Here is a 12,994-nt window from a genome sequence, read left to right as displayed (position 1 = left end):
AAGTTTCGATGAAATTATGATCTGGGGCAGTTTGGCAACGGGGTCGGCTTGTGTATGCTCCGTCCACGTTTCGGGCGCACGCCCTCCTTATAAGAACAAGAACGTTGCCCATGACCCTCAGCGCCGAACTGTCGGGCCCCTCTGTGGAACCCCGGGTTATCCGCAAGCACTATGCCGTCGAAATGGCGGTGGAGCGCACGCGTCTGCTGTATCAGGGCTCCTTGTTGCCCACTCTTTTCATGCTCATCAATGGTCTGGTCTGCGCCGGTTTGCTCTGGAGCCCGCAGCGCTACTTCGTGGTCAGCGTCTGGCTGGTGTGGTTGCTGTCGCTGGTGGCGTTGCGGGTGATTCAGGTGGCGGCGTTCGACTCGGCAATCCCTGACCGCCAGGCCCAACCCATCTGGTTGCGGATGTTTCTGCTCGGCTCGACCCTGACCGGGCTGACGCTGGCCGGTGCCGGCATCGCATTGGTGCCCGCCGATAATTTCATGCAGCAAGCCTGGGTGTTCGGCCTGATCGGTGCCGCGACCCTGTCGGCCAGTGTCGCTTACGCGGTGAGCCTGCCGGCGTTCCTGTCCTTTACCTTGCCGTGTCTGCTGCCGGCGATCGGCTTTTTATTCTGGGGCGGCGATGAACAGGCGCGCGGTTGGGGCTGGCTCGGGTTGATTCTGCTCGGCTCGCTGAGCGTGGTCGCGTGGCAGGTCAATCGTCTGATCGATCGCGGCTTGCTGCGGCGCTTCCAGAATCAGCACCTGATCGAACACCTGCAGCAAACTCAATCGCGCAGCGAGCAGCTCAATCAGGAACTGGCCCGGGAAATCGATCACCGGCGCTGTGCCGAGGGCAAGTTGCGCGAAGCGCAGGTCGAGCTCGAAGACCGCGTCGCCCAGCGCAGCCGCGAACTCGATGCTGCCAATCAGGCCCTGAGCAAAAGCGAAGCGCGGCTGGCGCTGGCGTTGAAAGCCAGTGAGCTGGGGCTGTGGGACTGGAACCTGCAAACCGATGAAGTTCATCACACGCAGATTCAGGAGCTGTTCGGCCTCGCCCCGGAATTTGTCACGGCACTGCTGCGCGACCTCAAACCGCGCTTGCACCCGGAGGACGTGCCCACCCTCAAGCACGCATTGATCGAGCATTTGAAGGGCCGCACCGAGGATTATCAGATCGAGTACCGCGTGCGTCATGGCGACGGTCATTGGGTGTGGATCGAAGACCGTGGTCGCGCCGTGGAGCGCAGCGAAAGTGGTCGTGTGATCCGCATGGTCGGTACTCGCCGTGACATCAGCGTCAGCAAAAGCCTCGAAGAGCAGCAACGCCTGGCGGCGACGGTGTTCGAAGCGGCCAGCGAAGGTATCGTGATTCTCGACCCGAATTACTCGCTGATCGCAATCAATCAGGCGTTCAGCCGCGTGACTGGCTACGACATCGACGACATGCTCGGGCGCAACGTCGTCGAGCTGCCGTGCAGCCGCGATGCCCGGCGTCATTACGTGGCGATCCGTCATGCACTGGAGCAACACGGCAGTTGGCAGGGTGAGTTGGTCGAGACGCGCAAGAATGGCGAGTTGTATCCGCAGTGGCTGCAATTGAATGCGGTGCGCGACAGTCGGGGAAATGTAAGTCATATCGTCGGCTTCTTCGCCGATCTGTCAGCGCGGCGCGAATCCGAAGAGCGCATGCGTTACCTCACCCATTACGACGAACTGACCGGGCTGGCCAATCGTTCACTGTTCCGCGAGCGCCTGCATGAAGCGCATCAACGCGTGCGGCAGGGCGGGCGGCGTAGCCTGGCGTTGCTGCACATCAATCTGGATCGCTTCAAGTTGCTCAACGACAGCCTCGGCCACGAGGTCGCTGACCAGATGTTGCAGAAAATGGCGCGTCGGCTGGTCAATGCCTTGCCGGAGGCCGACACCATCGCGCGGTTGTCCGGTGATGAGTTCGCAGTGTTGTTCGATGCTTACGGCAACCTGTCGAGCCTGGCCCGTGTCGCCACCCGACTGTCGAGCAAGTTGCGCTTGCCACTGACCGTCGAAGGGCATGAGCTGGTCGTCAGTGCCTCGATGGGCATCAGCATGTTGCCGGACAACGCGCGGGAGATTTCCGCGTTGGTCAGCCAGTCGAACATGGCCATGCAACACGCCAAGCACTTGGGCGGTAACAACTTCCAGTTCTACACCGACAGCTTGCAGGCCAGCACCCTTGAGCGCCTGCAACTGGAAAACCAGTTGCGCAAAGCCATCGAAGAAAAGCAGCTAAAAGTGTTCTATCAGCCGAAGCTCTGTCTCGCATCCGGGCGACTGAACGCGGCGGAAGCACTGGTGCGCTGGGATCACCCGACCATGGGCCGGGTGCCGCCGGGGGACTTTATCGGGCTGGCTGAGGAAACCGGCCTGATCGGCCCGATCGGCGAATTCGTCCTGCGCCAGGCTTGCTGGCAAGCGTGTGAATGGCAGCGGCAGGGGCTGGAGCCGATCCGCGTGTCGGTGAACCTGTCGGTGCATCAATTGCGTCAGGGCAAACTGGTCAGCCTGGTGCGCCAGGTGCTGGAAGAAACCGGTCTGGCGCCGCACTACCTTGAGCTGGAACTGACCGAAAGCCAGTTGCTCGACAGCGTCGAACACATCATCGCGACCTTCCAGCAACTGCGCGATCTGGGGGTGAAACTGGCCATCGACGACTTCGGTACCGGCTATTCGTCATTGAGTTACCTCAAGCGTATTCCGGTGGATTACGTGAAGATCGATCAGGCGTTCATTCGCGGATTGGGTGAAGGCAGTGAGGATGCGGCGATTACCCGCGCGATCATTGCCATGGCCCACGGGCTCTCGCTGAAGGTGGTCGCCGAAGGCGTTGAGCGCCAGGATCAGTTGGAATTTCTGCGCGCCGAACGTTGCGATGAAGTGCAGGGCTATCTGATCAGCCGTCCGGTGGAGGCTGCCGCGCTGGCCGGGCTTTTGCGTGAACAGGAGAAACCGTTTTAAGGGCTACATGCACCTCATCGCGCCTGATATGGGGACATGGAGTTACGCATTGAGCAGGCAAAAAGCCAATTCATGTAGTATAACTACAAGCGTGCTACATCCTTGCCCATAAGAAGAGTCCAGCCCCTTGAATCTGCTGCAACACATCGCCCAATCACGTCACCTGTTACGCAAGTCGGAGCTCAAGGTCGCCGACCACGTGCTGCTTGACCCTGCGGCGGTGATGCACAGTTCCATGGCCGACCTGGCCCACAGCGTCGGCATCAGCGAGCCGACCATCGTGCGCTTCTGTCGCGCCATCGGTTGCTCCGGTTTTCAGGATCTCAAACTCAAATTGGCGCAAAGCCTGGCCGCCGGTGCCAGCTTCGGCCAGTTCGCGATCCACGAAGACGACTCGGTTGCCGATTACAGCCTGAAGATTTTCGACACCACGTTGCACACCCTGATGGAGGTTCGCGAGAAGCTCGATCCGATTGAGTTGCAGCGCGCGGTGACGTTGATGTCGCAGGCGCAGCGCGTCGAGTTCTATGGTTTTGGCGCGTCGGGCGCAGTGGCCGCGGATGCGCAGCACAAGTTCTTCCGTTTATTGCTGACCGCAGCGGCGTACTCCGATCCGCACATGCAGGCGATGTCGGCGGTGACGTTAAAGCCCACTGATGTGGCGATCTGTATTTCGCAATCGGGGCGTTCCAAGGATTTGCTGATCACCGCCAATCTGGTGCGCGAGAGCGGGGCGTCGTTGATTACCTTGTGCCCGAGCCAGACTCCGCTGGCCGAGTTGTCGACTGTGAATCTGGCGATCGATGTGCATGAAGACACAGAGATCTACACGCCGCTGACCTCGCGTATCGCCCACCTGGTGGTGATCGACGTGTTGGCGATGGGCGTGGCCATGGCGCGTGGGCCGAGTCTGGTCAACCACCTCAAGAGCGTGAAGCGCAGTCTGCGCAGCTTGCGCTTGTCGCCGAAAGCGGCAAAAGCCCTCGACGATTAAGAGCAAAAGATCGCAGCCTGCGGCAGCTCCTACACGGTCAATGTAGGAGCTGCCGAAGGCTGCGATCTTTTGCTTTCTTGCCGGCAACTTTCATCAAACCGTCATCCCCCGCGCCTATCGTGAAACTCCCGTCATCGCCTTGGGAGACTCGAAATGGCTCAGCCCTACGAAGAACGCAACAGCGCCGCGAAAACCCGTCGTCAGCAGGAAGACCAGCGCCGCATGGAGTTTCGCCGCGCCATCGAAGATCGCTTCGAACTCCGTCAGCTTCAAGCCGAGATCGGCGACTTTCCCGAGATCACTCACTGGCAGGCGGCACCCGCAGCTTCCCGTCGAAGCGCTCAACCAGCGCGCTGATCTGCACGCGCTCGCTGCGGATAAACGCCAGGAAGGCGTGCGCCACCGGTGACAAGCGTTTGGCTTTTGCTTGCACCAGGCACCAGCTACGCAGCAGCGGCAATTCCTCGACCGGCAGCTCGACGAGCCCACCGGTCGCCAGCTCCAGGTTCAGGGCATGGCGCGTCAACAGCGCCAGGCCCAGACCCGCCTGCACACATTCACGTTGTGCTTCGGCCGAGGCCACTTCCTGGGTCTGGGTGAAGTGCACACGTTTCTCTTTGAAATATTCTTCACACGCCAATCGCGTTCCCGAGCCGGGTTCGCGGATCAGCAACGTGTAGGGCTCAAGATCCTGCAGGCGCAGCGGGCCCATGTGCGCCAACGGGTGATCCGGGCGCGCTACCGCGACAATCGGATTGTTAAGGAACGGCAGGAATTCCAGGCCCATGTCCTGCGGCACCATGGACATGATCACCAGATCATCACGGTTATCGGACAGCCTGCGAATGACTTGGCCACGGTTGACCACGGTCAGTTGCAGATTCACTTCCGGGTGCTGGCGCTTGAACGCGGCGAACAGGTGCGGGACGAAGTATTTGGCGCTGGATTCGACGGCCAGTTTCAGCTGACCTTGCAGCGAGCCCTGCATGTCCGAGAGTTGCATATCGAGGTTTTCCAGGCGCCCGAAAATGTCCCGGCTGGCGCGCTGAAGAGCTTCAGCGGCTTCGGTCATGTAGAGTTTTTTGCCGACATAATCGAATAATGGCTGGCCGATCAGCTCTTCGAGCTGCTTTATTTGCAGGCTGACCGCCGGTTGGGTGAGCGACATTTCCTCAGCTGCGCGACTGTAAGAGCGTAAATCACACACTTCGTTGAAGATCTGCAATTGACGCAATGTCATACGCATCAAGGACTTACGCATTTTTTATAGGCTCTGACGGCTGGCTGATGTTTCAACTATAAGTCTTTGCTTATGCCTGACCCAATTTTTATTCATTTTTGTTAATCCCTCATCAGCGCTAGTGTGGACCTGCGACTAAATTGAAACATTTGGTCACGCGTCGACCTGGGTCTAGCAGGTCGTGGTGCCACCGGCTCAAGGGAACCTCCAAGTGATAACAAAGATCCTGATCGCCAACCGTGGTGAGATTGCCGTACGAATCGTACGAGCCTGCGCCGAAATGGGTATTCGCTCGGTTGCGATTTTTTCCGACGCCGACCGTCATGCGTTGCATGTGAAGCGTGCGGACGAGGCCCACAGCATCGGTGCCGAGCCACTGGCCGGTTACCTCAACCCGCGCAAGCTGGTGAACCTGGCCGTGGAAACTGGTTGCGATGCACTTCACCCTGGCTACGGTTTCCTCTCGGAAAACGCTGAGCTGGCTGATATCTGCGCCGAACGCGGGATCAAGTTCATTGGCCCGTCGGCAGAAGTCATTCGCCGCATGGGCGACAAGACCGAAGCGCGCCGCAGCATGATCAAGGCCGGCGTACCGGTCACGCCGGGCACTGAAGGCAACGTCGCCGACATCGAAGAAGCTTTGGTCGAGGGCGACCGCATCGGTTATCCGGTGATGCTCAAGGCCACCTCCGGTGGTGGCGGCCGTGGTATCCGTCGCTGCAACAGCCGCGAAGAACTCGAACAGAATTTCCCTCGGGTGATTTCCGAAGCTACCAAGGCGTTCGGTTCTGCCGAGGTGTTCCTGGAAAAATGCATCGTCAATCCCAAGCACATCGAAGCGCAGATTCTCGGCGACAGCTTCGGCAACGTCGTGCACCTGTTCGAGCGTGACTGCTCGATCCAGCGTCGCAACCAGAAGCTCATCGAGATCGCCCCGAGCCCGCAACTGACCCCGGAGCAGCGCGCCTACATCGGCGACCTGTCGGTGCGTGCGGCCAAGGCAGTGGGTTACGAGAACGCCGGCACCGTGGAGTTCCTGCTCGCCGAGGGCGAGGTGTACTTCATGGAGATGAACACTCGGGTGCAGGTGGAACACACCATCACCGAAGAAATCACCGGGATCGACATCGTCCGCGAACAGATTCGCATCGCTTCCGGCCTGCCGCTGTCAGTGAAACAGGAAGACATTCAGCACCGTGGTTTCGCGTTGCAGTTCCGTATCAACGCCGAAGACCCGAAAAATAACTTCCTGCCGAGCTTCGGCAAGATCACCCGTTACTACGCCCCCGGTGGCCCGGGCGTGCGCACCGACACAGCGATCTACACCGGCTACACCATTCCGCCGTTCTACGACTCGATGTGCCTGAAACTGGTGGTCTGGGCACTGACCTGGGAAGAGGCGATGGACCGTGGTCTGCGGGCGCTGGACGACATGCGTCTGCAAGGCGTGAAGACCACCGCCGCGTACTACCAGGAAATCCTGCGCAACCCGGAATTCCGTAGCGGCCAGTTCAATACCAGCTTCGTTGAAAGCCACCCTGAACTGACCAACTACTCGATCAAGCGCAAACCCGAAGAGCTGGCCCTGGCCATCGCCGCCGCCATCGCCGCCCACGCAGGCCTGTGAGGAATACAACAATGTCCAAGAAGATCTTTGTCACCGATACCATCCTGCGCGACGCTCACCAATCGCTGCTCGCCACCCGCATGCGCACCGAAGACATGCTGCCGATCTGCGACAAGCTCGACAAAGTCGGCTACTGGTCGCTGGAGTGCTGGGGCGGCGCGACGTTCGACGCCTGCGTACGTTTTCTGAAAGAAGACCCGTGGGAGCGTCTGCGCCAACTGCGCGCGGCGCTGCCTAACACGCGCCTGCAAATGCTCCTGCGTGGCCAGAACCTGCTGGGCTACCGTCACTACAGCGACGACGTGGTCAAAGCCTTCGTCGCCAAAGCTGCCGTCAATGGCATCGACGTGTTCCGCATCTTCGACGCGATGAACGACGTGCGTAACCTGCGCGTGGCCATCGAAGCGGTGAAAGCGGCCGGCAAACATGCCCAAGGCACCATCGCTTACACCACCAGCCCGGTGCACACCATCGACGCGTTCGTCACCCAGGCCAAGCAAATGGAAGCCATGGGTTGCGACTCGGTGGCGATCAAGGACATGGCCGGTCTGCTGACCCCGTACGCCACTGGCGAACTGGTACGCGCACTGAAAGCCGAGCAGTCGCTGCCGGTGTTCATCCACTCGCACGACACGGCCGGTCTGGCGACCATGTGCCAGCTCAAGGCCATCGAAAACGGCGCCGACCACATCGACACCGCGATCTCCAGCTTCGCATCCGGCACCAGCCACCCTGGCACCGAGTCGATGGTCGCTGCGCTCAAAGGCACCGAGTTCGACACCGGTCTGAACCTCGAACTGCTGCAAGAGATCGGTCTGTACTTCTACGCCGTGCGCAAGAAGTACCACCAGTTTGAAAGCGAATTCACCGCCGTCGACACCCGCGTGCAAGTCAACCAGGTGCCGGGCGGGATGATCTCCAACCTCGCCAACCAGTTGAAAGAGCAGGGCGCACTCAACCGCATGGGCGAAGTGCTCGCGGAAATCCCGCGCGTGCGTGAAGACCTCGGCTTCCCGCCGCTGGTGACCCCGACTTCGCAGATCGTTGGCACCCAGGCGTTCTTCAACGTGCTGGCCGGCGAGCGCTACAAGACCATCACCAACGAAGTGAAGCTCTACTTGCAAGGCGGCTACGGCAAGGCGCCGGGCGTGGTCAACGAGAAGCTGCGTCGTCAGGCGATCGGCAGCGAAGAAGTCATCGACGTGCGTCCGGCCGATCTGCTCAAGCCGGAAATGACCAAGCTGCGTGCCGACATCGGCGCACTGGCCAAGTCGGAAGAAGACGTGCTGACCTTTGCCATGTTCCCGGACATCGGCCGCAAGTTCCTCGAAGAGCGTGCCGCCGGCACCCTGACCCCTGAAGTGCTGCTGCCGATTCCTGAAGCGGGCGGTGTGACTAAGGCGGGCGGCGAAGGCGTACCGACCGAGTTCGTCATCGACGTGCACGGCGAAACCTACCGCGTCGACATCACCGGTGTCGGTGTGAAAGCCGAAGGCAAACGTCACTTCTACCTGTCCATCGACGGCATGCCGGAAGAAGTGGTGTTCGAACCGCTCAACGAATTCGTCGGCGGTGGCAGCAGCAAGCGCAAGCAAGCTTCGGCACCGGGCCACGTCAGCACGACCATGCCGGGCAACATCGTTGATGTGCTGGTCAAGGAGGGCGACACCGTCAAGGCTGGCCAGGCTGTGCTGATCACCGAAGCGATGAAGATGGAAACCGAAGTCCAGGCAGCGATTGCCGGCAAGGTCACCGCGATTCATGTGGCCAAGGGTGATCGGGTCAATCCGGGCGAAATTCTGATCGAGATCGAAGGCTGAGATAACCGCCGCGATCCAACGCTTTAAACCTCGGGGGGGCATGTGCTCCCCTTTTTTTTGCTTTTTTCCCTGTAGGAGCTGCCGCAGGCTGCGATCTTTTGATCTTGTCTTCTAAAAAACAACATTAAAAGATCGCAGCCTGCGGCAGCTCCTACCGGGATCGGTTAGAACGCCATGCGCCATTGGCCCATTACGCCGGTGTTGCGGCTGTCAGATGCGACGTCCCCGGTGACGCCCATGCCCAGCGTGTGGTTGGCAGACAGGGCCAGGTCGAGGCCGGCGTCGACTGACAGGCTGTTGCGATCCAGTGCTGCTCCGGCGATTTCGAAATCGATGCCACCGTTGAGCAATTGCTGGCGGGTGTGCTGGTCGAGTTCGCCGTAGGTGTGTTTCCAACCAGCACTCAGGCGCGGCGTCAGGTGCATGCCGTTGTCGAGGGTATTGGTTTTTGCCACACGCAGGCCGAAGGTGCTGGTCAGGTTGTTTTGCGATTGCCCGTGGACTTTCAACGCCGCATCACCACCCTTTTCGCTGTAGCTGTCGCGTTGATAGCGCTGGTAACCCAGATTGGCGAAAGGTTCGAGCGTGATGTCACCCTCGCCGAAGTTGTAACCCGCTTCGGCAAAAGCCTGTTGGGTGCTGGCGTCGTAACTGCCCTTGAGACGATCGCTGAAACCATTGAACGCGACTCGACGTTTACTGCTGCCGTCGTGGCTGGCATACGTCGCGCCGAAACGCAGCGCCAAGGGGCCGTCCTGGCGAACGGCATAAGCACCGAGGTGCCAGTTGTCGAGGTCGCCGTCCGAATGACGGGCATCGAGTTTCGTCTGCGATTTGCCACCGATGATCCCGACATGCCATTGCTCATCGAGACGCCAGTCGGCACCCGCGACCAGACCCTGGGTGGCGTGTTTCAGTGTGCTGTCGGTGTCGCGATCGATCTTGCCACCATTGCCCAGTGCCTGGACCCAGACTCGGCCATTGCCGTCGTTTGCGCTGGTCGAGGGCTTGCCACTGTCCAACTGGCGCATCGCCGACAGCAGGCTGTCGTTGACCGGGGTCACGGCACTCAGTGTGGCTTTGGCCAGGTTGGCGTTACTGCCGGCGGCAAGTTGCTCAAGTGCGAGGGCGGCGGTGTTTCGGTTACTGCCGAGCAGGGCGACGAGGGCTTTGTTGGCCGGCGGGGAAAATTCACTGCGTTTGGGGACCGCCGCAGGAGTGGAAACCACAGCGGATGCGGCCACCCCGCTAGCCACGCCGGAAGTCGTTTTCGCGGACGCTACCGCAGAGGGGGCTGCATTGGGCGTCTGATCAATGCTTTTGGCAATCTCGCGAGCACTCGTGGTGTTTGCTGCGCTTTCGACGGGCACCTCATTGCGAGCGTAGGTCAGGCTGACATCCTGAGCGTTGTAGTGGGGTGTTGGGGTCATGTACGCGAGGTTGTGTTCGATTGCACCAAAGCGACCTTCAACCCTTTCGGCTTTGAGCAGGGTGTGCTCGCTGCTCTGAGGGTAGTCCCCGGCAGTCAGCAGTTTAAGGGTCGCATCGCCGAGATTGGCTGTCCCGCGTACCAGGATGGTTTCACTGACACCGGCAGCGTCCACCTCGTAAGCCAGTGTTGCGCTGTGCGACAGGTTCAGATCGCCGTTGATTTGCGGTGCGCCATAAGCGTGATCAACTGTCAGGCGGCCGTGCAGGTTCAATGTGCCGGTCGCCCCTCGACCGGCAAAGTGGCCGTTTTCGTTGACGGTGACCCCACCGCCGATGATTCCCAGGTTGGTCAGATCACCGCCAGCCACCACAAGTGCTTCGCCACCTATCCCGCCTCGGTTGACCAGAATGCCTTGGACAATGGCATGACCTCTGATGTCTCCTTCGTTAGTAAGGTTGGCTTTCGGCCGAACCATCGCGCCTTTTTCGAAGCTCCCCAATCCTTCCTTGCTGAGCGTCCACTTGCCTTTCATCACCTCCAGCCCGTCAATATTGCGCGTTTCCCCCAAGGTACCTTTCGCTGCATCCAGTTGTAGAACGTTGATGCCCCCGGCTCCATCCAGTAGGCCGGCCAGACTGCCACGACCGGTGACGGTGATCAGGTCATCCCGATCATCGAATGGCTCTGAGTAGCCCTTTGTACTGACGGATGTTTTATGAGTCGCCGGATCGCTGGTGAATTGGTCGAGCAGACCGATCAGCTCCTCAGGCGTCGGCATCGGAGCCGGCGGTTCTTGTGCCTGCGCAAATTGCGCGCAACCCACTGCGAGGGTGATGGCCAAGGCCAGTTGTTTCGGTCGAAATATGTGTTGAGCGGGCATCAAGTAAGGCCTCTTTTGACAGGAGGCCAAACTCTATGTGGAAGGACTGTGGGGGCGATGTCAGCTGCTTCCCACAGGTTTGCGGCTTCTATCAGTTTCCTCTGTGGAAAATTTCCGCGACCGTGAGAACGGCTGGTTTTACCCCGCCGTTGCGGCGTGTTTTCCTACAGCGAATACAGATGTAACCCGCTGGCAAACTCAAAAACTCGTCTGCCTCTGTCCGATCAGCCTTTGATTACGGCTGTTAAGTGGACGGCCTTGTTGCAGCACACCTCACGTCCGGCGTTCGTACGCCTTGCCGTAATGCCGCTCCATTCGCGCCTGAATCAACTCCAGACCGATCGACATCACCCAGTAAATGATCGCCGCAGTGGTGAGCATTTCGATATAACGATAGCTGGAGCGCCCATACGACTGCGCCAGAAACATCACTTCCCAGACCCCCATCACCGAGATCAGCGACGAATCCTTGAGCATCGAGATGAACTGGTTAGTCGTCGGCGGGATGATCGTGCGCATGGCCTGGGGCAGGGTGATGCGCCAGAAAATCACCGATTCGCGCATGCCCAGCGCCAGTGACGCTTCGCGTTGGCCATAGGGAATGCCGAGGATACCGGCGCGGAAAATCTCGCTGAGGTAGGCACCGTAATTCAATGACAGGGCGATGATGCCCGCGACAATGGCGCCGGGCACGATGCCCAGTTGCGGCAGCCCGAGATAGATCAGCAGGATCTGGATAAGCAGCGGCGTGCCGCGAAAGAACGACGCGTAGAAACTGGCGATGCCGAACGCCACGGCGCTTTTCGACAGGCGTGCCAGCGCGGTGACAAAGCCCAGCAGTGACGAGGCGACAATCGAGCAGACACACAGAAAAAGCGTCAGCGCAGCGCCCTGCAGAAAGCCGTTGGGGGCCAGATGCAGGCCGACCAGATTGGGCAGTTTGTCGAGGATGATCGAGAACTTCAGGTCGAAGCTGAGGAAAAATCCGCTGAACAGGCAGACCATCGCCGCCCACGTCAGGTACAGCCGCGTACGAAAACCGAAGAGTCGTTGCAGACGTGATTCAGCCACCCGCTGCGGTGGCTGTGGAGGTGTAGGGAAAGAGGTCATTGGCTGATATCGGCGCCGATCCATTTTTGCGAAAGTTTGCTCAGGGTGCCGTCCTGTTTGAGCTGCGCGAACACTTCGCGCACTTTGGCAGCCCATTGTGCGTCGCCCTTCTCGATGGCGACCGAGTTCGGCTCCGAGTACAGCGGCGCGCCAGCCAGTTTGAAGCGTTTGTCCTGGTTCAGGCGTGGTTGCGCCGTGACGAGATTGGTGAGAATCGCATCCAGCCGCACCCCTGCGCCAAGCCCCAGGTCCTGGAACGCGACGTTGTCGGTATCGTACGGCGCGATCTGCACGTCCTCGAACGGGTACTGCAACTGCGTGTCTTCAGCGCCTTCGATCACCAGGTTCTTGTTCAGATAGCTCTCGTAGCTGGAGGCACTGGTGAGGCCGACTTTCTTGCCGCTCAGATCCTTGGCTTGGTGGATCCGGTCATCCTTGGCATTGACCACGATCACGGCCGGCGAGGCGTAATACTCGACCGGGAAATCGAACACTTCGGCGCGCGCCTTGCTCGGTGTCATCGAGCAGATGCAGATGTCGTAACGGCCGCTCCAGCGACCGGCGGCGATGACATCCCAGGACGGCGTTTCGAGGCGCAGCTTGACCCCGAGTTTGTCGGCCACGGCTTTGGCGACATCGACGTCGAAGCCGTCGAGCTGGTTCTGATCGTTGAGAAACGAGAACGGTGGATAACTCTCCATCAGCACGCCGACCAGTTGCTTTTTCTGCTCGACACGGTCCAGCGTGGTGCCTGCAAACGCTTGCGTGGAGGCGGCCAGAATCGTCAGGCCCAGGGCCAGTAGCGGTTGAAATTTCACAGTCGATCCCTGAGTAAAAAAGAGGTTGTTATTAACCGAATGGTGCGTATTAAATAGTTATAAGAACGACTCTGATAGTGAGTTATTTT

The 12,994-nt window shown here is 59.7% G+C and carries 9 protein-coding genes; 5 read left to right on the top strand and 4 right to left on the bottom strand.

Going from position 1 to position 12,994, the window contains the following annotated elements:
- Positions 1-110: 110 nt before the first annotated feature.
- From ACQ4MY_RS17945 to ACQ4MY_RS17935, 3 genes are all read left to right on the top strand, one after another.
- Positions 111-2,984: a putative bifunctional diguanylate cyclase/phosphodiesterase gene (locus tag ACQ4MY_RS17945; RefSeq protein WP_008078847.1), complete on the top strand. Its 2,874-nt coding sequence runs from the start codon at positions 111-113 to the stop codon at positions 2,982-2,984.
- Positions 2,985-3,111: 127 nt separating this feature from the next.
- Positions 3,112-3,978 carry a transcriptional regulator HexR gene (hexR, locus tag ACQ4MY_RS17940; protein WP_008078846.1) on the top strand — a complete coding sequence of 289 codons (867 nt, stop codon included), beginning with the start codon at positions 3,112-3,114 and terminating at the stop codon, positions 3,976-3,978.
- Positions 3,979-4,131: 153 nt separating this feature from the next.
- The gene (locus tag ACQ4MY_RS17935; RefSeq protein ID WP_008078845.1) at positions 4,132-4,335 is read left to right on the top strand and encodes a PA3496 family putative envelope integrity protein; all 204 of its coding nucleotides are present in this window, start codon (positions 4,132-4,134) and stop codon (positions 4,333-4,335) included.
- Here the strand turns inward: ACQ4MY_RS17935 and ACQ4MY_RS17930 are convergent.
- Complete coding sequence (locus ACQ4MY_RS17930; protein WP_158836288.1) at positions 4,277-5,239, bottom strand: LysR family transcriptional regulator; 963 nt, start codon at positions 5,237-5,239, stop codon at positions 4,277-4,279. The genes ACQ4MY_RS17935 and ACQ4MY_RS17930 overlap by 59 nt on opposite strands.
- A 190-nt stretch (positions 5,240-5,429) precedes the next feature.
- Between ACQ4MY_RS17930 and ACQ4MY_RS17925 the strand changes: the two genes are divergently transcribed.
- Both ACQ4MY_RS17925 and oadA read left to right on the top strand, forming a co-directional pair.
- Complete coding sequence (locus tag ACQ4MY_RS17925; protein WP_053125176.1) at positions 5,430-6,845, top strand: acetyl-CoA carboxylase biotin carboxylase subunit; 1,416 nt, start codon at positions 5,430-5,432, stop codon at positions 6,843-6,845.
- Between the two features lie 11 nt (positions 6,846-6,856).
- Positions 6,857-8,665, top strand: a complete 1,809-nt coding sequence (oadA, locus tag ACQ4MY_RS17920; RefSeq protein ID WP_212545390.1) for a sodium-extruding oxaloacetate decarboxylase subunit alpha — start codon at positions 6,857-6,859, stop codon at positions 8,663-8,665.
- 164 nt (positions 8,666-8,829) lie between these two features.
- On the opposite strand, the gene ACQ4MY_RS17915 is transcribed toward oadA, so the two are convergent.
- From ACQ4MY_RS17915 to ACQ4MY_RS17905, 3 genes are all read right to left on the bottom strand, one after another.
- Positions 8,830-10,977, bottom strand: coding sequence for an autotransporter outer membrane beta-barrel domain-containing protein (locus tag ACQ4MY_RS17915; protein WP_440096007.1), 2,148 nt, complete (start codon positions 10,975-10,977; stop codon positions 8,830-8,832).
- Between the two features lie 273 nt (positions 10,978-11,250).
- Positions 11,251-12,087, bottom strand: a complete 837-nt coding sequence (locus tag ACQ4MY_RS17910; RefSeq protein ID WP_440096006.1) for an amino acid ABC transporter permease — start codon at positions 12,085-12,087, stop codon at positions 11,251-11,253.
- A complete protein-coding gene (locus ACQ4MY_RS17905) occupies positions 12,084-12,905 on the bottom strand; it encodes an ABC transporter substrate-binding protein (protein WP_158836294.1) in 822 nt (273 codons plus the stop codon). The genes ACQ4MY_RS17910 and ACQ4MY_RS17905 overlap by 4 nt, the downstream gene beginning before the upstream one ends.
- Between the last annotated feature and the right edge of the window lie 89 nt (positions 12,906-12,994).

The sequence above is a fragment of the Pseudomonas sp. SM4 genome (assembly GCF_051913165.1).
Taxonomy (GTDB): Bacteria; Pseudomonadota; Gammaproteobacteria; order Pseudomonadales; family Pseudomonadaceae; genus Aquipseudomonas.
Note: the sequence above shows the minus strand (reverse complement) of the source record. Positions and strands in the feature narration are given on the sequence as shown.

Coding starts and splice junctions, on each gene's coding strand:
- ACQ4MY_RS17945 (WP_008078847.1), top strand. CDS start 111: ATGACCCTCAGCGCCGAACTGTCGGGCCCCTCTGTGGAACCCCGGGTT.
- ACQ4MY_RS17935 (WP_008078845.1), top strand. CDS start 4,132: ATGGCTCAGCCCTACGAAGAACGCAACAGCGCCGCGAAAACCCGTCGT.
- ACQ4MY_RS17930 (WP_158836288.1), bottom strand. CDS start 5,239: ATGCGTAAGTCCTTGATGCGTATGACATTGCGTCAATTGCAGATCTTC.
- oadA (WP_212545390.1), top strand. CDS start 6,857: ATGTCCAAGAAGATCTTTGTCACCGATACCATCCTGCGCGACGCTCAC.
- ACQ4MY_RS17915 (WP_440096007.1), bottom strand. CDS start 10,977: ATGCCCGCTCAACACATATTTCGACCGAAACAACTGGCCTTGGCCATC.
- ACQ4MY_RS17910 (WP_440096006.1), bottom strand. CDS start 12,087: ATGACCTCTTTCCCTACACCTCCACAGCCACCGCAGCGGGTGGCTGAA.